Source organism: Streptomyces sp. NPDC111744, assembly GCF_055634995.1.
Genome location: NZ_JBVKCG010000002.1, coordinates 326,464 through 345,554, shown reverse-complemented (window position 1 = coordinate 345,554; position 19,091 = coordinate 326,464). Strand labels below are relative to the sequence as shown.

Genomic DNA, 19,091 nt, shown 5'->3' with positions numbered 1-19,091 from the left:
CTGAAGCTTCGTGCATTCCTTGACAGGAATATAACCGCCCAGGAATATTGAAAGCCATGTCCGACTCCGCCCTCTGGACCGCACTCGCCGACCCCCACCGACGGGCCATAGTCGGCCTCCTCCTGGAGCGCCCCAGGCCCGTCGGCGAGATCGTGGACGCGTGCGGACTGAGCCAGCCGAGCACCTCCAAGCACCTCAAGGTGCTGCGCGAGGCGGGCCTGGTCCGGGTCCGGCAGGACGCCCAGCGCCGTGTCTACGCCCTGGACCCGGCCCCCATCGCCGAGCTCGACGCCTGGCTCGCCCCCTACCGCCGACTGTGGAACAGCAGCCTGGACGCGCTGGGGCGCCGTCTCGACGAGACGGCGGACGACCCGAAAGAACCCTCCGCGAAGGACTGGTCCCCATGGCCGCCGAACTCACCGGCACCTATCTCACCCTCGACGACGGCCGCTCCGCCGTCCGATTCACCCGTACCTACGACCACCCCGTAGAGCGCGTCTGGCAGTTCGCGACCGACCCGGACGAGTCGGCGCACTGGTTCCCGTCGCGTCTCGACATCGAGTTGCGCGACGGCGGCACCGTGCGGTTCAGCGGCGATCCCCGCCAGGCGAACGCCACGGGCACGGTGCTCGCATTCGACGAACCGCGGCACCTCTCCTTCACCTGGGGTGGCGACGAACTGCACTTCGACCTCGAGGCCCTGGACGGGAAGCGCACCCGCTTCACCCTGACCCAGGTGCTGGCCGAGGAGAACACGGCCGCCCGCAACGGCGCCGGCTGGGAGGTGTGCCTGCTCGCCCTGGACGCCCTGGCCCGCGGCGACGGCCACGGGGGTCCGCATTCCGAGGACGCCGCCAACTGGCGGGAGTTCTACGACGCCTATCTGGGCGCCGGGATCCCCTCCGGCGCACCCATCCCCAGCCTCGACGCCTGACCGCTCACGCCAGCTGTCGCCGGACCAGCTCGTGCAGCCGCCCACCGGTGTCGGCGAGCAGCTGGGCCGGCGGGCCCTGCTGGGCGACCTTGCCGTCCTCCATCACGACGACCCGGTCGGCGTCCATGACCGTCGACAGCCGGTGGGCGATGACGATCCGGGTGGCGTTCAGTTTGCGGGTGCTCTCGATGACCGTGCGCTGGGTGTCGTTGTCCAGGGCGCTGGTCGCCTCGTCGAAGAAGAGGATGCGGGGCCGCCGGATCAGCGCCTGGGCGATCATCAGCCGCTGCCGCTGGCCGCCCGAGATCGCGCCGCTGCCGGCGACGATCGTGTGCAGCCCCATCGGCATCCGCTTGATGTCCTCGGCAAGGCCCGCCATCTCGGCCGCCGCCATCGCCTCCTCGGGGGTGTACGGCTCGGTGCCGCAGATGACGTCCAGGATCGAGCCGGTGAACGGCTGCGCGTGCTGGAGCACCACCCCGCACTGCCGGCGCACGGCGGACTGGTCGAGCGCGCCCAGGTCCTGGCCGTCGTACAGCACGCTCCCCGAGACCGGCTTGTCGAAGCCGATCAGCAGCCTGAGCAGGGTCGACTTGCCGCAGCCGCTGGGGCCGACGATCGCCACGAACTCGCCCGGCCGCACCTCGAAGGAGACGTCGTCGAGGACGAGAGGACCGTCGTCGGAGTACCGGAACGAGAGACGGCGGGCCTCGATGCCGCCGGACAGCGGGCCGGGGCGGGTGCTGGCGGTGCGGACCTCCGGGGCGGCCTCCAGGACCGGCTTGATCTCCTCGAACAGCGGCAGCGCGGCCACCGCCGACACGAAGGAACCGGTCAGCTGGGTGACCGAGGTGAGCAGCATCGTCACCGACGTGTTGAAGGTGAGGAAGGCCGCCGCGTCCATGGCACCCTTCGCCGGGCCCGCCAGCAGCATGAACATCAGCAGGGTGCAGACCGGGAGATACACCGAACCCAGCACGGTGGTGAGGTTCTTGATCCGTCCCACCTTCTGCTGGAGTTCACGGCTGCGCGCGAACTCGCCCGCCCAGGCCGCGTACGCGTAGTTCTCGGCCGCCGCGACCCGCAGCTTCGGCAGGCCCCGCAGGGTCTGGAAGGCCTGGTTGTTCAGCTTGTTGCCGAGCACCACCAGCCTGCGCTGCCAGCGCACCTGCCACAGCCCGAGCCCCAGGAAGAGGGCGCCGATGACGACGAGCATGGCAAGGGCCGCCAGCGCCATCGGGACGCTGTACCAGAACAGCAGGCCGAGGTTCATCGCCCCGACGGTCACCGACTGGGCGACCACCGGGCCGACGCCGGCCAGCAGCCGGCGGATCGCGCTGATGCCCATGGCCGCGCTGGCCAGTTCACCGGTCGAACGCTGGGTGAAGAACTTCGTCGGAAGGCGCAGCAGCCGATCCCAGACGGCCGGCTGGAGGGTCGCCTCGATCCGGCCCTCCAGCCGGAGGATGGTGAGGTTCTCCAGGAGCGTGAACGCGGCCGCCACCACCGCGCTGATCATCACCGCCAGACATACCTGCACGATCAGGTCCGTCTGGGCCTTCGGTACGTACTCGCCCAGCACCTTGCCGGTCGCGATCGGCACCAGTGAGCCGATCGCCACGGTCACCAGACCGGCGAGGAGCAGACTGCCGAGGTCGCCGCGGGTGCCGCGCAGACTGAACCGGAGCAGGCCGAACGGGGTGAGCGCCTTGTCGGGCAGCGGGCGGTAGAACATCACCGCACGCGGCTCGAACTCCGCCGCGTTCGCCTTCTCGATCGGCGTCTCCCGGCCGGTCGCCGGATGGACGGCGACATAGCCGCCGCGCCGCCACAGCAGTGCGACCGGAGCGCCGGACAAGGCACGGTGCCCGACCAGCGGGCCTACGTTGTCCCGCCACCAGCGGCCGTCCAGGCGCACCGCCCGAATACGCACCCGGGACGCGAGGGCCACCCGTTCGATCGGGTCGATGCGGTCGCTCTCGGTGCCGCTCTGCGCGGGCTCGGCGAGAGTGATGCCGGCCGCCTGCGCGACCAGCCTGCAGGCCGCGTAGGAGGCGTCGGCGTCGGCGGCCGTGGTGCGCTTGGCCGCCTTGCCGATGGAGGCGAGCAGCGTGCGGTCGGCCTGGGCGCCGGCCGCCTCACCGGCCTTGATCCCGGCCGCCGTGCGCGTCTCGTGGGTGCGTTCCAGCTGCTCGATCCACCGGTCCAGCGTGGTGAGCAGCCGGTACTGCTGGTCGACCATGCTCTGCCACAGGGCGGGGTCCATCAGCAGATCGGCGGCCGCCTCCGCGCCGTACAGCGAGCCGTACTGCACACTGCCCGGCGGCACCTGCATCCAGAAGACGTCGTCGTCGGTGAGGGCCGTGGCCCGCTCGCTGGCGGCCATCGGGGCCTGGAAGAGGATCGACAGGCCACGGCCGACGCCGAGTGCGAGCGCGTACTCCAGGGGACTCGTGGTCGGCGGCACGTACTGGGGGTTGCCGTACTCGTCGTAGGACCAGGTCTGGGTGCTGGCGGGCTGGTACAGCTCGCGCAGGCCGATGCGGTGGACCACGCAGTCCCGCAACGGGCGTGCCACCAGGGTGTGCTGGGGTCCGGCGACCGGGCCCAGCAGGAGAGCACCTGCCTCCAGCCGGCCCAGATGGTGCCAGTGCCCCTGCTGTTCGGCGTCCACGGCGAACAGGTCCAGGGCACCGGACACCACCAGCCACAGCACCTGCGGCCCTTCGAGGTCCAGGCGGTTGAAGCCGGTGCAGTCGATCCGGGCGCCCAGTGAGCCGAGCGCGCCGAGAACGAGGTCGCCTTCGTCTGTGGTCGTCATCTCATCGCTCCCTGACCAGCGCGGCGTACGCCCCGCCGTGTGCCACCAGCGCGTCGTGCCGTCCGCGCTCCACGATCGTGCCGTGCTGGAGTACGACGATCTCGTCGCTGTCACGGACCGTGCTCAGCCGGTGCGCGATCACCACACAGGCGCAGCCGCGCCGGCGCAGGTTGTCCATGACCGTCAGCTCGGTCTCGGCGTCCAGCGCGCTGGTCACCTCGTCGAGTACGAGGATGCTCGGCCTGCGCACCAACGCCCTTGCGATCTCCAGGCGTTGCCGCTGGCCGCCGGAGAAGTTGCGGCCGTCCTGCTCGACCTTGCTGTGGATGCCGCCGGGCCTGCGCGTCACCACGTCGTACAGGGCGGCGTCCCGCAGCGCCTCCACCACGGCCTCGTCCGGGATCGACGGGTCCCACAGCGCCACGTTGTCGCGTACCGAGCCCTCGAAGAGGAAGACGTCCTGGTCGACGAAGGAGACGGAGGCGGCGAGGGCGCCGCGCGGGATGTCCTCCAGACGCTGTCCGTCGATACGGATCACGCCCTCCCAGGGGGCGTAAAGGCCCGAGATCAGCCGAGAGACCGTCGACTTGCCGCTGCCCGAGCCGCCCACCAGGGCCACCTGCCGGCCCGGGCCGACGGTCAGGTCGAAGCCGGTGAGCAGGGGCTTGTCGAGCGGGCTGTAGCCGAAGGTGATGTTCTCCAGCTCCACATGGCCGTGCAGCCGCCGGGTCGACTCGCCGGAGCCGGGGCGGGCGTAGATCGGGTCCGCCTGGAAGTTCTCCACGTCCTTGAGGCGGGCCACGTCGGCCGCGAAGTCCTGGATCCGGCCCGCGACGCCGTTGAGCCGGGTGAGCGGGGCGGTGAAGCGGGTGACCAGGGACTGGAAGGCGACCAGGAGCCCGACCGAGATACCGCCCTCGACCGCCCGCATCCCGCCGATCCACAGGATCAGCGCGCTGTTGAGGGTGGCGAGCGTCGGGGCGACCACCCCGAGCCAGGCGCTCGGCACACCAAGTCGCTGCTGTTCCTCCAGGGTGCTGGCGTGCTGCCCGGCCCACTTGCGGAAGTAGCCGTCCTCGCCGCCGGTCGCCTTCATCGTCTCGATCAGCTGGAGGCCGGTGTAGGAGGTGTTGGTGAGCCGGGCGGTGTCCGCGCGCAGCTTGGCGGTCCGGGTCGCGCGCAGTCGTACGACGAACCGCATCGCCACGATGTTCAGCAGGGCCACGCCGATGCCGAGGAAGGTGAGCTGCACGTCGTAGGTGTAGAGGAGCACCGCGTACAGCACCACGACCACCGCGTCCACGCCGGCCGCCGCGAGGTCGCGGGCCAGGGTCTCGGCGACCTGGTCGTTGGACTGCAGGCGCTGGACCAGGTCGGCCGGGCTGCGCTGGGAGAAGAAGGTCACCGGCAGCCGCAGCAGATGGCGCAGGAAGCGGGCGCTGGACAGGGTGGAGGACACGATCCGGCCGTGCAGCAGGTTCGCCTGTTGCAGCCAGGTCAGGGCGACGGTGAGCAGCACACAGGTGCCCATCGCCGCGAACAGGACGCCGAGCAGCGAGGTCTGGCCGCCGATGAGGAACATGTCGATGTACTGCCGGCTGAGCGCGGGCACCGCCGCGCCCACGACCACCAGCAGCAGACTGGCCAGCACCGCCGCCGGCATGGTGCCCGCGGTGCCGCGCAGCCGGGCCGGCATCGCGCCGAGGACACCGGGCTTGCGGCCACCCCTCTCGAAGCCGTCGCCCGGCTCCAGGACCAGCACGACGCCGGTGAAGCTGCCGTCGAACTCCTCCATGGGCACGAACCGGCGGCCCTTGGCGGGGTCGTTGACGAAGACACCGCGGCGGCCGAAGCGGCGGCCCATGCCGTCGTAGACGACGTAGTGGTTGAACTCCCAGAACAGGATCGCCGGGGACTGCACGTCGGCGAGAGCGGCCAGGTCCATCTGCATGCCCTTGGCCGTGAGGCCGTAACTGCGGGCGGCCTTCAGCAGGTTGCTGGCGCGCGAGCCGTCGCGGGAGACACCGCAGGCGATCCGCAGCTCCTCCAGCGGGACATGCCGGCCATAGTGGCCGAGGACCATGGAGAGGGAGGCGGCGCCGCACTCGACGGCCTCCATCTGGAGCACGGTGGGGGTGCGGACCGTGTGGCCGCGGCCCTTGGGCACCGGTCGCTTGGGCGGGGCGGCGCGCCGGCGGCCGCGGGTCTCCTGGGCGGTGGTCACGGGAGCAGCCAATCGACGGGGTGCTGGTCGGCCAGCCGGATCGCACCCGAGGCCAGGGTCATGGAGTCGAGCGCGAAGGGGGGTCCGTCCGCCGAGGACCACTTGTATCCGCTCTTCGTCTTCCTCGACGGGTCCAGCCGTACGAGGACCGCCACCGGGCGGCCCTTCCTGGTGAACTGCTCGCCGAGCTGGTTGTCCCCGAGGAACGCGGAGATCGACTGGGCCGACTGGGCGGCGCGGTCCACCGACTTCACATGGCCGCGCAGCACCCCGTACTCCTGTGTCGGCACCGATGACACGGTGAGGTCGACCGGGGCGTTCGCGGGGATTGCGGAGGCGTTCTCGGCGGGGACGTAGACCGTGGCGTAGAGCGGGTCCGAGGCGTGGGCGATCTTCTCCACGGCGGCGACGTCGGCGCCGGTCTGGATGATCTGCCCGATGGTGGCGGCGAGCGCGCTGATCCGGCCCGCGGCGACCGTGCGCACCACCGAGTCCCCCTGGCCGGTGTGCACCTTCAGGACGGGGGAGTTCGCCGGCAGCCGTTCGCCCTGCTGTGCGAGGACGGCCGTGACCTGTCCGGCGACCGGGCTCTGCAGGATGTAGCTGCCCTGCCCGTGGGTGAGGATGGCCTGGGCGCTCACCGTGGAGGCGACCGAACCGGTCACCGCCCACACCGAGGCCGCCGCCATCACGACGACCGAGACCGACAGCGCGAGCCAGCCCTGCGGACGGGCGAAACGCACCGGAAGATCGAGCTCCTCCGGCGACTGGAGCTTGGCGAGGGCCTGTTGGCGGAACTGCACGGAACTTCCCTCACCTGTGGGAGAGACGCTGGTGAACAGGGGTGTCTCAAAACACCCGAGAGCCCCGGGGCCGGGGTACGGCTCCGGGACTCAGCGGCAACGAGGTGCGATCAGAGACCGGCGACCAGGTTGGTGACCGGCTGGGTGTTCAGGCCGGTGACACCCTCGACGGTGCCGACAACCGTGTTGACCAGGCCGGAAACCGGGGCAACGCCGTCCACCAGGCCGGTGACGGTGCCGAGAGCGTTCACGGACAGGCCGCCGGAGACGTTGTCGAGCTCGGCGTCGGAGATCTCGACGGTCTCAACCTGGGGGGTGGAGTTCATGATGGAACTTCCCTTCATATGGATATTCACAAGGGGGAGAGCGGCCCCCCAACGGCCCTATGGGGACAGTACGGATGGCCGCGACCGCAGGCGCCGGACGCCCGTCTCCGGGAACCCTTGACGACCCCGCGGTGCGATGGATCAAAGCACGCCCGCCGTCCGCGCATCCAATCAACCATGCGCCTACCTGGGCTCTTGAGCCTCAGCAGGCTTCATCCGTGCAGGAGCGGGCACGTCTTGTCGGCGACTCCTTCACACACCGCACGACTTCGCCGCAGCCGCACGGCTTGCCCCTGCGGCGGCGAATCCGGCACTCCGCGCCAAAGGCACGCCAGGGGGCGTGCGGTTGTGCAGATCCGCCGGTTCCGGTGACTTGCCTGGGTAGTGGATGTGCAGATTCCCTGAAGCAAGGATTCCGGTACGTGATCGCGACAGACCGTCAATGAGTGATTGCTGACCGTGTCGGTTCGGGGATGCGGCTTTTCACCCCAGGAGGGCGTACACCGTGCTCGCCCTGGCCGCGAGCGCACCTGACCGCTCGTCGCTCATCGTGATGTCGGCGAACGCCATCCGGCGGCCGAGTTTGGTCAGCACCACTTCGATCAGGACATCCGAACCGCTCACCGCGCGCATGAACGACGTCGACTGCTGGACCGTCGTCATCGGCACGAAGCCACCCCGGGCCGCCGAGACCGCGATCACCGTCGCGGTGTCGGCCGCGGCCGTCAACGCCTGCCCCGACAGCCCGCCGCCCTCCCGGGACAGCCGGTCCGACCAGGGCAGACGCAGCACCGCCCGGTCCCCGCCCACCGCCTCGACGGACAGCCCGAGATCGAGCACCCAGGGGGCGAAGTTGACGGAGAGGATCTTGTCGGCTTCGGCGGTGGTCATCGTCATATGGGGGATTGTTCCCGGGCTCGCGAGACGGCACGCGCAACCGCCCCCTGACCCGCGAGGCGTGGCCGATTCGCCTTCGGTCAAAGGAAGTTAAGAACCGGAATTGAACGCACCACGTGACCCGCCCGTACCTATGGCCATCCAGGCGCCGCTCACGAACGACTGCCCGATCAAGGCAGGCACTCCGTCCCTTGGAGGTCGAGAAGTTTGAGTCACAAGCGAATTCCGAAGCGCAAGGCCGCGATAGCGGTGGGCGGTGTCGCCGCGCTCGGCGCTGCGGCCCTTCTGCTGCCGAACGCCAACGCGTCCCAGGACAACGCCTCCGGCGCCACTGCCACCGCTCCCAGGACACTCAAGTCGGCGACCGACGCCTCGGATCTCGCCGCGCAGCTCCAGGGCCTGCTCGGCCAGGCCTTCGCCGGTTCCTACTACGACAGCGGCAAGCAGCAACTCGTCGTCAACGTCGTCAGCGGCGACAACAACACGGTCGTCCAGGCGGAGAAGGCCGGCGCGGTCGTCCGACAGGTGGAGAACAGCAACTCCGAGCTGGCGGCGGTCGCCGGCACCCTGAAGACCAAGGCGACCATCCCGGGCACCGCCTGGGCCGTCGACCCGAAGACCAACAAGGTCGTGGTCACCGCCGACAGCACCGTCACCGGCGGCAAGTGGGACACGCTGGAGTCGACGGTGAAGAGCCTCGGCTCGAACATGGCGACCCTCAAGAAGTCGTCGGGCACCTTCAAGCCCCTCGTCTCCGGCGGCGACGCGATCTTCTCCCAGGTCGCCAACGGCACCGTCCGCTGCTCCCTCGGCTTCAACGTGACCGCCTCGGACGGCAGCCCCGCCTTCCTGACGGCCGGTCACTGCGGCGTCGCGGCCAAGGACTGGTCCGACTCCCAGACCGGCCAGCCGATCGCCACCGTGGACCAGGCGCAGTTCCCCGGCAACGGTGACTTCTCGCTCGTCAAGTACAACGACGCCACCACCCAGGCGCCGAGCGAGGTCAACGTCGGCAACGGCCAGACCGTCGCCATCAACCAGGCCGTCGACGCCACCGTCGGCGAGACCGTGTTCCGGATGGGCTCCACCACCGGTCTGCACGACGGCCAGGTCACCGGCCTCGACGCCACCGTCAACTTCCAGAGCGAGACCGACCCCAACGGCGTCGACACCGTCACCGGTCTCATCCAGACCAACGTCTGCGCCGAGGCCGGCGACAGCGGCGGCTCGTTGTTCACCCAGGACGGCGGGGCGGTCGGCATGACCTCCGGCGGCAGCGGCGACTGCACCTCCGGCGGCGAGACCTTCTTCCAGCCGGTGACCACCGCCCTCCAGGCGACCGGTGCGACCCTCGGCGGCGCGGGGGCGGGCGCGGGCGCCGGTGACGCCGGGGCCACGGCCGACCCGTCCGCCACGGCCGACCCGTCCGCGACGGCCGGCGACGCGAACGGCGGCGGCGCCCAGATCGGCGGCACCGCCGACCCGTCCGCGACGGCTGCCGATCCGTCCGCGACGGCTGCCGATCCGTCCGCGACGGCCGGTGACCAGACCGGGACCGGCGCGGACGGCACCTCGTCGTCCCACTGACCCACCGCCCGGCTCCAGCGGTTCCGGCCGACGGTGGACGGTCCGGCCCTCCGGCGGGAGGGCCGGACCGCATCGCGCCCCGCGTCCGTCAGCCCTCGGACCGCGCTCTGAGCAAGAGCACCGCCACGTCGTCGACACGCTCCTGCGCCGCCGCACTGTGCCGCACGAGCGTGTCGGCGAGCTTTTCCAGCGGCTGGTCGCCGTTCTCCGCGAGCAGTTCGCCCAGATCGACCAGCGCGTCCTCGATGTCCACACCGGGCGACTCGACCAGCCCGTCGGTGTAGAGGGCGAGCACCGAGCCCGGCGTCAGCGACACCTCGGTGGTCGGGTACGTCGCCTCCGCGTCGATGCCCAGCAGCGGGCCGCCGGCCAGGTCGAGCACCCGCACCCGCCCGTCCGGACGTCTCAGCAACGGCGGCGGATGCCCGGCCCGGGCCATCACCGCCCGTCCCCGCTCCGGATCCAGCCGCAGATACAGACAGCTGGCGAACAGGTCCGCCCCGAGGTCGATGAGGAGCCGGTTGGTGCTCCTCATCACCTCCTGCGGCGCCTGCCCTACGGTCGTGAAGGCCCGTACTCCGGTGCGGATCTGGCCCATCAGCCCGGCCGCCGTCACGTTGTGCCCCTGTACGTCCCCGATCACCGCCGCCGCCAGCGGCTTGGTCGGCACCAGGTCGTAGAAGTCGCCGCCGATCTCCATGCCGTGCATCGCCGGCAGATAGCGCGCGGCCGCCTCGATGCCGGGCGGCGGGGTCAGTGAGTGCGGCAGCAGGGCCGCCTGGAGACCGTGCGCCAGCTGGTTCTTCGCGTCGTAGAGCAGGGCCCGCTCCAGCGCCTGCGCGATGAGGCCGCCGAGACTGGTCAGCACGGCGCGCTCGTCGGCGGGGAAGGCATGCGGCTCGGCGTAGGCGAGCACACAGGTGCCCACCGGCCGGCCCGACGCGATCAGCGGCAGATACGCCCAGGCGGCGAACCCGTCCGGGGTCTCGTTCCGGCTCGGATACAGCCGCTCCAGCTGCTGCATCGACTCGAAGAACGCGGGCACGCCGGTGTTCAGGACATGGGTGCCCGGCGTCCGTTCGGCCAGGGGCAGGCCGTCGAAGCGCTCCACGGTCCGTGGAACCTCGTATCCGCGTTGCCCGAGGACGTGCAGACGTCCGCCCCGTGACCCGAGGACCACCAGGGCCTGGCTGCCGACGGCCGGGGCCACCTCGTCGGCCACCAGCTGCACCACGTCCTGCACGCCGACGGCCTCCGTCAGCGCCCCGGCCAGGCTCAGCACCTGCGAGATGGTGACCAGCCGGGAGCCGGGCGCCGCGTCGGCCCGCGGCAGCGCGCCCACCATCTCGGCGACCGCCCGCGCCCGGCTGATCCGGGTGGTCAGCCCGCTCGTGCTCGGGTACATCCGGAACGACAGCCAGTCGCCCGGCGGCTTCAGCGCCACGAACGACGTCACGTGCTGGCTGATCAGCGCCGCCCGGTAACGGTCCTCGTACATCGGGTCGTTCAGCCAGGGCACCGACACCCACGGCTGGGTGCCGAGCAGATCGGCGACCTTGACGCCGAGCAACTCGGCCGCCGCCCCGTTGGCGAAGGCGACCCGCCCGTGCAGATCGATCGAGGCCAGCCCGTACGGCAGCCGCCCCACCATCCGGGCCGCCTCCACCGTGCCCAGGGTGCCCGCCACCCCGGACGCCGGTGCCGCCAGCAGATCCGGCTCGGCCCGCAGCGGACGATGCTCCCGGGCGGCCCGCGCCAGCCGCTTCGCCAGCCGGTCGCCGGCCGCGGTCAGCGCCGTCCGCTCCCGGTCGGACAGCACCGTCGGATGGGAACCGGGCCAGGTCACGTACAACGCCCCGTACACGGCGTCCGCCGTCGCCACGGGCACCGCGGCGAGCGCGAACGGATAGGGCAACACCACCGCCATCCGCGGATACCGGCGGGCCATGTCCTCCTCGCCGCCCACCCACACCAGGCGCCGCTCGCGCACCGCCTCCGCCACCGGGATCGGCGCGCTCAGCCCGACCCGCTCCCAGGGCGCCGCGAAGGCCCGGGGCAGCCCGGCCGTCACCGCCATCTCCAGGACCGGTTCGTCGGCGGCGAGGAGATAGACCGCGCCGGAGTGCGCCTGGATCTCCTCCATCACCGAGGCCAGCGCGAGTGACAGCAGCGGTGGCCGGCCGGGCCGGGTCGCGTCGGCCGCCGTCTCCGCCAGGCCCGGCTGCGCCGACGCGGGAGGGGCCCCCATCCTGTCGGACACGCCCGACCACCTCCTCGTCCGGCCGCGCCTCGCGTCCTCCCGGTCAAGACTCCCTCGTGGCGGCGGTCGGCGCACGGCGAGAGCGGCACGAGCCCCCACGCCGGGCCGCCTCTGCCTACCCCGTTCGCCCAGGCACATTCCCCCGCAGCCGAAGCACGCGGCGGCGGACGGGCGCCGGGCGTGCGCCCCCGCGCACCCTGATGGCCGGAACTTCGCGCCCACGAGCAGTCGCGGACGCCAAGAATGGGGCACGCGTTCAACACCATGAACCGAAGAGCCGAAGGACGGCTGAGGGGGCGGCGGTGATCCGGGTACTTCTGGTGCACGACACGTGTCTGGTGAGGTCGGTCCTGGCGGAGTGGTTACGCCGGGAACCGGGGCTCCGGGTGGACGACACGCCGTGGCACAGCGCACGGGGGCGGGTCCGGGCGGTACGGCCGGACGTGTGCGCGGCGGACCTCGACTGCTCCGGCACCCACGATGTGCCACCACTGGCCGACCTGCGCCCGGTGGAGCCGGGCACGGTCCCGCCGCGGCTGGTCGTGCTTGCCGGTGCGAACAGACCCGGGTTGCTGAAACGTGCCGCCGAAGCGGGGGCGCTCGGCTACGTCGACAAGAAGGGCGCGCCGGAACGGCTGGTGCGGGCGATCCGCCGCGCCGCCGAGGGGGAACGTTTCGTCGACGACTCGCTGGGCTTCGGATACTTCAAGGCCGCCGAGATCCCGCTCACCAGACGCGAGTTGAGCGTACTGGAGCTGGCGGCCGGCGGGGCGTCCATCGCGGAGATAGCCGGGAGCCTGCACCTGTCCAACGGGACGGTCCGCAACTACATGGCCGCGATCACCCGCAAGACCGGCGCCCGCAACCGCATCGACGCGATCCGGATCTCCCAGGGCGAAGGCTGGCGCGTGCCAGCCCTTCGGCACCGCACGACGTGCCGTCGCGAACAGCGGCTCCGTCTGCGACCCGCCCGTCCCGAGTCGGTCGGGCGTGTCGTAGAAGTGCTCGTCGGCGAGCGCGTACACCTCGTACCGCCTGTCCATCCGCCTCCCCTTCTGTGGCCCGGCCCGACACTCGCAGGCGCCACACGGTCGCGGACAGTCATGTCTGTCACGAGGTCACCGTGCGGAACGCACGGGTCAAGACATGTTCGGTTCCGTTCGAGCACGGCGGCCCCGGATACGGCAGAACGGCCACAGGGGCTGCGCGGACGCCCCATAAGCGCTGTAATGGCGGCGTGGTCAGTGAGGGCGCTGCGGTACGCGGAACCAGAACGGAGCGCGTCGAAATCGCCCTCGAAACGCTCACGGGCGATCCCGGCGCACCCGACCGGCTTCGCCGCGTCCTCGAACAGGCGCTGGTGTTCGCCGGTGCGGCGTTCGCCGGGGTCTACACGCCCGGCGACGACGGAACCGTGCTGCGCCTGGCCGACTCGGCCGGGCTGCCCCGTACGTTCTTCGGGCTCCGCGACGCCTACCCGGCCGTGGGGCAGTCCCCGGTTGCCGAGGTCCACGGCACCGGGCGGTCCCGCTGGCTGGGACCCGGGGAACTGGCCGACTGCCCGGACGCCCGGCGGACCCCGTCCCCTGAGTTCTCGCTGGCGGTCCTGCCGGTGCCCGGCCGCGCCGGGCTTCTGGCAGTCGTCAGCGAACGGGAGGGCGGGTTCGGCCCCGAGGACCGCGCCTGCCTGGAACTGATCGCCGGCGCGATCGCCCTGCCGGCCCCGCTCCCCACGGTCGCCGACAACGGCGAACTGCCCGCCGACGCGTTCAGCCTCGCCATGGACACCGGCCGGATCGAGGTCGGCGACGGCATCCTCGGCCTCTTCGACATGAGCCGGGACGATTTCGACGGCAAGGTCGAGACACTGCTGGGCCGTACCGTGCCCGAGGACGTGCCCGCCCTGATGTCCGTCGTCGAGGCCGACCACATGTCCATCGGGGACCGCGAGCTGGAGTTCCGGATCCTGGAGCCCTCCGGCTCGCCCAGGTGGCTGCGGCTGCGCGGCCGCATGGTGCCGGCCGGCGAGGGGCACCCCGCCAGGCTGGCCGGCACCGTCGCCGACGCCACCACGCTCCGCTCCGACGTCACCGATGTGGCCCGTGTGCAGCGGCTCGCCGCCGCGCTGGCCACCGCCGGCACGGTCAGGGATGTCAGCCAGGCCGTGGTCACCGCCCTGCGCGGACCGCTGAAGGCCGACCGCATGGCCCTGGCCGAACTGGACAACGACCGTCTCGTCGTCACCGTCCTGGACCCGCCCGACGCCGAGTCCTGGCCCGAACTGTGGCGCAGTGAATGGCGCACCGAATGGCCCGACGCGCCGGTGCGCGCCATGCCCACCCTCGCGGCCGCCCTGCGCGAGGGCCGCCCCCGGATCTGGCCCGCCCGTACCGCCCTGGAGCCCGCCCTCGCCGAGGTCGGCCCCGGCGGACTCGCCGTCCTCCCGCTGCCCGCCGGCGGCCGGATGGCGGGCGTCTGCCTGATCGGCTGGGACAGCCCGCACGACTTCGGCCACGACGAACGCGCCCTGCTCACCGCCTCCGCCGGCCTCGCCGGCGAGGCCCTGGTGCGCGCCCACGCCTTCGACGCCGAGCACGAACTCGTCGGCATGCTCCAGCGATCTCTGCTGCCCCGCCGGCTGCCCCGGCTGCCCGGCGGGGTCGCCGTCGCCCGCTACCTGCCCACCACCGAGGGCCTGGAGGTCGGCGGCGACTGGTACGACGTCATCCCGCTGACCGACAACCACGTCGCCCTTGTCATCGGCGACGTCCAGGGCCACAGCGCGGCCGCCGCCGCCCTGATGGGCCAGATGCGTACCGCGCTGCGCGCCTACGCCGCCGAGGGCCACACCCCCGACGTGGTCGTCTCGCACGCCAACCGGCTCCTCATGGACATGGAGAGCGACCTCTTCGCCACGTGCTGCTACGTCGACGTCGACATGGAGGCCGGTACCGCCTGGTGTGTGCGCGCCGGGCATCTGCCGCCGGTCCTGCGTCACCCGGACGGCGCCACCGAGGTCGTCCGGACCGACGGCGGCCCCCCGCTCGGCGTGGTCGCCCAGGCCGAGTTCCCCATGACCCAGCTCAGCCTGCGACCCGGCACCCTGCTCGCGCTCACCACCGACGGTCTGGTCGAGTCCCCCGGGGCCGACATCGACGACGGCATGCGGCGCTTCGCCCGCGACCTCGGCGTCTCCGACCCCGCTCACCTCGGCCTGGTCGCCGACGCCCTGCTCGGCAACGCCCGCCGCGTCGACGACGTCGCCCTGCTGCTGATGCGCTACGACGGCATGGCCGTGCTGCCGCTGCGGGAGAGCTGGACTGTGTGGCGGGTCCCGGAGGCGGCCCGGCACGCCCGCCGCTTCAGCCGCCGCACCCTTCGCTCCTGGGGTGTCACCGACGACGCCATGGACGCGGTCCTGCTGGTCGTCTCCGAACTCGTCACCAACGCCCTGATCCACACCGACGGCCCGGTCCGGCTCGATCTGACCCTGGTCGACCACCGGTTGCGGATCGCCGTCGTCGACGCCTCGCCGCGCAGCCCGGTGAAACCCGCGAACATCGGCTGGGAGGCCACGGGCGGGCGCGGCATCCTCCTCGTGGAGGCCATATCGGCCGCCTGGGGGACCGTGCCGGTCAGTGGCGGCAAACAGGTGTGGGCGGACCTCGTCCTCGACGCCGGATGAGCGCCACACGGGTGCATGTCCGGCCGTCTCGGGAGGCGGCGCGGCCCGACCCTTCTTAGGGTCTTGACGTGGCTCACACCTTCGAAGAACTCGTGGCGAAGCACCGCGCGGCCGACGCGGCCCACGAAAAGGTCCTGGAACTGCGGGACACCTACGGACCCCCGGCCCTGCAGCAGCCCGGCGGCGCCCAGTCCGAGACTTATGAGACCGCCCTGCGGGCCTGGCGCGACCTGGCCCGTGACGAACTGAGCGCGGTGAGCGAGTACGCCCGGGACGAGGGCCGACCGCGCTCCGAGGTGGAGGCGGAGGTGGAACGCGCGGCGGCCTTGCCGGAGGACTCCTGAGCCGCGACGGCGCGTGCGCCGAAATCACCGGACAAAACGGGCGAGATGCCAGTTCAGGGCACCTCGTTGTCACATGGCGTCCGTGCCAAGGCCATACTGTCGTAACCAATCAGGGAAACAGAAGAACGTCTCAACCAGATGTTCACCTCTAAGGTGTAGCGAATGAAGGCTTTGGTGCTCTCCGGCGGTGCCGGCACACGGCTGCGGCCGATCACCCACACATCGGCGAAACAGCTCGTGCCGGTGGCGAACAAACCCGTGCTGTTCTACGGGCTCGAATCCCTTGCCGCCGCGGGCGTCACCGAGGTCGGGATGATCGTCGGCGACACCGCCGCCGAGATCGAGGAAGCGGTCGGCGACGGGTCGAAGTTCGGCCTGGACGTCACCTACATCCCCCAGGAGCGCCCGCTGGGCCTGGCCCACGCGGTGCTGATCGCGCGGGAGTTCCTCGGCGACGACGACTTCGTCATGTACCTCGGCGACAACTTCATCGTCGGCGGCATCAGCGGACTGGTCGACGAGTTCCGCGAGACCCGTCCCGACGCCCAGATCCTCCTCACCCATGTGCCCAACCCGCGGGCCTTCGGCGTCGCCGAACTCGACGCCGACGGCCAGGTGATCGGCCTGGAGGAGAAGCCGCAGGAGCCCAAAAGCGATCTCGCCCTGGTCGGCGTGTACCTCTTCACGCCCGCCATCCACGACGCCGTGCGCGCCATCAAGCCGTCCTGGCGCGGCGAGCTGGAGATCACCCACGCCATCCAGCACCTCATCGACCAGCGTGCCGACGTGCACTCCACGGTGATCAAGGGCTACTGGAAGGACACCGGCAACGTCGTCGACATGCTGGAGGTCAACCGGACCGTCCTTGAGGGCATGGAGCCGCGCATCGACGGCGAGGTCGACGAGGCGAGCCAGATCGTCGGCCGTGTGGTCGTCGAGGCGGGCGCGCGCGTCACCAACTCCCGGATCGTCGGCCCGGTCGTGATCGGCGCCGGGACCGTCGTCGGCGACTCCTACGTGGGGCCCTTCACGTCGGTCGCCGAGAACTGCCGGATCACCGAGAGTGAGCTGGAGTTCTCCATAGTGCTGCGGGACTCCTCCATCGACGGGGTGGGCAGGATCGAGTCCTCGCTGATCGGCCGGCATGTCGAGGTGACCCCGGCACCCGGCACCCCCAGTGCCCACCGCCTCGTTCTCGGAGACCACAGCAAGGTGCAGATCCGTTCATGAACCTCCTCGTCACCGGCGCCGCCGGCTTCATCGGCTCCACGTACGTCCGCGGCCTCCTCGCCGACAGCGCTCCCGACGCGCCGCACATCACCGTGCTGGACAAGCTCACCTACGCGGGCACCCTCACCAACCTGCCCGATTCGCATCCCCGCCTGACCTTCGTGCAGGGCGACATATGCGACCCCGAGCTGGTCGACAAGCTCATGGCCGAGGCCGACCAGGTGGTGCACTTCGCCGCAGAGTCGCACGTGGACCGCTCCATCGACGGGGCCGGCGCGTTCGTCCGCACCAATGTGCTGGGCACCCAGACCCTGCTCGACGCGGCCCTGCGGCACGGCGTCGGCCCGTTCGTGCACGTCTCCACCGACGAGGTGTACGGCTCCATCGAGACCGGCTCCTGGCCCGAGACCCACCCGCTCCAGCCGAACTCGCCGTACTCCGCGTCCAAGGCCTCCTCGGACCTGCTCGCGCTGGCCTTCCACCGCACCCACGGCCTGGACGTCCGCGTCACCCGCTGCTCCAACAACTACGGGCCGCACCAGTTCCCCGAGAAGGTCATCCCGCTCTTCGTGAGCAACCTCCTCGACGGCAGGAACGTTCCGCTCTACGGCGACGGCAGCAACGTCCGCGACTGGCTCCACGTCGAGGACCACTGCCAGGGCATCGAGCTCGTCCGCACCGGCGGCCGGGCCGGCGAGGTCTACAACATCGGCGGCGGCACCGAGCTCAGCAACAAGGAACTCACCGGCCTGCTTCTGGAAGCCTGCGGGGCCGGCTGGGACCGCGTCGACCACGTCGCCGACCGCAAGGGCCACGACCAGCGCTACTCCGTCGACTGGAGCAAGATCCACGACGAGCTGGGCTACACCCCCAAGCACGACTTCACCTCAGGACTCGCCGCAACCGTCGCCTGGTACCGCGACAACCGGGACTGGTGGGAGCCGCTGAAGGAGCGCGCCGCCCTCGAATCCCGCAAGGAGCAGGAGAAGCACTGATGAAGTGGCTCGTCGCCGGAGCGGGCGGGATGCTCGGCCACGACATGGTCGAGGAACTCACCCGCCGGGGTGCGGAGGTCGTGGCCCTCGGCCGCGCCGATCTTGACATCACCAGCGCCGACTCGGTGGAGTCGGCACTCGCCGGGCACCGGCCCGACCTGGTGGTGAACTGCGCCGCGTACACGGCCGTCGACGACGCCGAGACCGACGAGGAGCGGGCCCTGCTGATCAACGGCGAGGGCCCCCGCCTGCTGGCCCGCGCCGCCGCCCGGCACGGCGCCCGCCTCGTCCATGTCTCCACGGACTACGTCTTCGACGGAGACGCCCGCACCACCCCGTACGCCGAGGACCATCCCACGGACCCGCGCACCGCCTACGGACGCACCAAGCTCGCCGGCGAGCGGGCCGTCCTGGCGGAGCTCCCGGGCACGAGCGCGGTGGTCCGCACGGCCTGGCTGTACGGCACCCACGGCAAGAGTTTCGTGCGCACGATGATCGAGCTGGAGTCCCGCCGGGACACCCTCGACGTCGTGGACGACCAGCGTGGACAGCCCACCTGGAGCGCGGACCTGGCCGCCCGGATCGCCGACCTCGGCCCCCGTCTCGGGCGGGACGACCGCGCGCACGGTGTCTTCCACGGCACCAACTCCGGCGCGGCCACCTGGTGCGAGCTGGCCCGGGAGGTGTTCCGCCTCCTCGGCGCCGACCCGGAACGGGTGCGCCCCACCACCAGTGAGGCGTTCGTCCGGCCGGCCCCCCGCCCCGCGTACAGCGCCCTCGGCCACGACCGGTGGGCCGAGGCCGGTCTGGAACCGCTGCGGGACTGGCGGGCGGCCCTGTACGAGGCACTGCCGCTCCTCCGCAAGGAGATCTCCCTGTAGATGCACTGTGGGGCACCCTGGGGTGCCCCACAGTGCATCTATACCGGACCGGCTTTTCCGCACTCTGTTGCGTTCACCACTTGTGGATCCGACTTCGTCACTAC

General features: G+C 71.4%; 13 protein-coding genes and 3 pseudogenes. 9 read left to right on the top strand and 7 right to left on the bottom strand.

Annotated features, from left to right (window positions below):
* Positions 1–56: 56 nt before the first annotated feature.
* Both ACZ7OO_RS05600 and ACZ7OO_RS05595 read left to right on the top strand, forming a co-directional pair.
* Positions 57–392: pseudogene (locus ACZ7OO_RS05600) on the top strand (ArsR/SmtB family transcription factor); the annotation flags it as partial.
* Between the two features lie 11 nt (positions 393–403).
* On the top strand, positions 404–934 hold the full coding sequence (locus tag ACZ7OO_RS05595; RefSeq protein WP_471501779.1) for an SRPBCC family protein: 531 nt from the start codon (positions 404–406) through the stop codon (positions 932–934).
* 4 nt (positions 935–938) lie between these two features.
* Here ACZ7OO_RS05595 and ACZ7OO_RS05590 read toward each other — a convergent pair whose 3' ends face one another.
* The 5 genes from ACZ7OO_RS05590 to ACZ7OO_RS05570 all read right to left on the bottom strand — a co-directional run bounded on the left by ACZ7OO_RS05590 (position 939) and on the right by ACZ7OO_RS05570 (position 8,005).
* Positions 939–3,755 (bottom strand): NHLP bacteriocin export ABC transporter permease/ATPase subunit, encoded by a 2,817-nt coding sequence (locus ACZ7OO_RS05590; protein ID WP_471501777.1) that lies wholly within the window; start codon positions 3,753–3,755, stop codon positions 939–941.
* A gap of 1 nt (position 3,756) precedes the next feature.
* Positions 3,757–5,979 (bottom strand): NHLP family bacteriocin export ABC transporter peptidase/permease/ATPase subunit, encoded by a 2,223-nt coding sequence (locus tag ACZ7OO_RS05585; RefSeq protein WP_471501775.1) that lies wholly within the window; start codon positions 5,977–5,979, stop codon positions 3,757–3,759.
* Positions 5,976–6,782 (bottom strand): hypothetical protein, encoded by an 807-nt coding sequence (locus ACZ7OO_RS05580; protein ID WP_471501773.1) that lies wholly within the window; start codon positions 6,780–6,782, stop codon positions 5,976–5,978. The genes ACZ7OO_RS05585 and ACZ7OO_RS05580 overlap by 4 nt, the downstream gene beginning before the upstream one ends.
* A 110-nt stretch (positions 6,783–6,892) precedes the next feature.
* The gene (locus ACZ7OO_RS05575) at positions 6,893–7,108 is read right to left on the bottom strand and encodes a type A2 lantipeptide (RefSeq protein WP_132894275.1); all 216 of its coding nucleotides are present in this window, start codon (positions 7,106–7,108) and stop codon (positions 6,893–6,895) included.
* A 483-nt stretch (positions 7,109–7,591) separates the two neighbouring features.
* Complete coding sequence (locus tag ACZ7OO_RS05570; RefSeq protein WP_471501771.1) at positions 7,592–8,005, bottom strand: PaaI family thioesterase; 414 nt, start codon at positions 8,003–8,005, stop codon at positions 7,592–7,594.
* Positions 8,006–8,212: 207 nt separating this feature from the next.
* Here ACZ7OO_RS05570 and ACZ7OO_RS05565 point away from each other — a divergent pair, with 207 nt between their 5' ends.
* Positions 8,213–9,592: a S1 family peptidase gene (locus ACZ7OO_RS05565; RefSeq protein WP_471501769.1), complete on the top strand. Its 1,380-nt coding sequence runs from the start codon at positions 8,213–8,215 to the stop codon at positions 9,590–9,592.
* 88 nt (positions 9,593–9,680) lie between these two features.
* Here ACZ7OO_RS05565 and ACZ7OO_RS05560 read toward each other — a convergent pair whose 3' ends face one another.
* A complete protein-coding gene (locus tag ACZ7OO_RS05560; RefSeq protein ID WP_471502342.1) occupies positions 9,681–11,840 on the bottom strand; it encodes a SpoIIE family protein phosphatase in 2,160 nt (719 codons plus the stop codon).
* A gap of 212 nt (positions 11,841–12,052) precedes the next feature.
* On the opposite strand from ACZ7OO_RS05560, the pseudogene ACZ7OO_RS05555 reads away from it, so the two are divergent.
* Positions 12,053–12,679, top strand: a pseudogene (locus ACZ7OO_RS05555) (LuxR C-terminal-related transcriptional regulator); the annotation flags it as partial.
* Here the strand turns inward: ACZ7OO_RS05555 and ACZ7OO_RS05550 are convergent.
* Positions 12,614–12,895: pseudogene (locus ACZ7OO_RS05550) on the bottom strand (ATP-binding cassette domain-containing protein); the annotation flags it as partial. The pseudogenes ACZ7OO_RS05555 and ACZ7OO_RS05550 overlap by 66 nt on opposite strands.
* Positions 12,896–13,089: 194 nt before the next feature.
* Between ACZ7OO_RS05550 and ACZ7OO_RS05545 the strand changes: the two are divergent.
* The 5 genes from ACZ7OO_RS05545 to rfbD all read left to right on the top strand — a co-directional run bounded on the left by ACZ7OO_RS05545 (position 13,090) and on the right by rfbD (position 18,987).
* Positions 13,090–15,537: a SpoIIE family protein phosphatase gene (locus tag ACZ7OO_RS05545; protein ID WP_471501767.1), complete on the top strand. Its 2,448-nt coding sequence runs from the start codon at positions 13,090–13,092 to the stop codon at positions 15,535–15,537.
* A 68-nt stretch (positions 15,538–15,605) separates the two neighbouring features.
* Complete coding sequence (locus ACZ7OO_RS05540; protein ID WP_471501765.1) at positions 15,606–15,881, top strand: hypothetical protein; 276 nt, start codon at positions 15,606–15,608, stop codon at positions 15,879–15,881.
* A 162-nt stretch (positions 15,882–16,043) separates the two neighbouring features.
* The gene (locus ACZ7OO_RS05535) at positions 16,044–17,111 is read left to right on the top strand and encodes a glucose-1-phosphate thymidylyltransferase (RefSeq protein WP_471501763.1); all 1,068 of its coding nucleotides are present in this window, start codon (positions 16,044–16,046) and stop codon (positions 17,109–17,111) included.
* Complete coding sequence (gene rfbB, locus ACZ7OO_RS05530) at positions 17,108–18,106, top strand: dTDP-glucose 4,6-dehydratase (protein WP_471501761.1); 999 nt, start codon at positions 17,108–17,110, stop codon at positions 18,104–18,106. Before ACZ7OO_RS05535 ends, rfbB begins: the two co-directional genes overlap by 4 nt.
* On the top strand, positions 18,106–18,987 hold the full coding sequence (gene rfbD, locus ACZ7OO_RS05525) for a dTDP-4-dehydrorhamnose reductase (RefSeq protein WP_471501759.1): 882 nt from the start codon (positions 18,106–18,108) through the stop codon (positions 18,985–18,987). Before rfbB ends, rfbD begins: the two co-directional genes overlap by 1 nt.
* Positions 18,988–19,091: the final 104 nt, after the last annotated feature.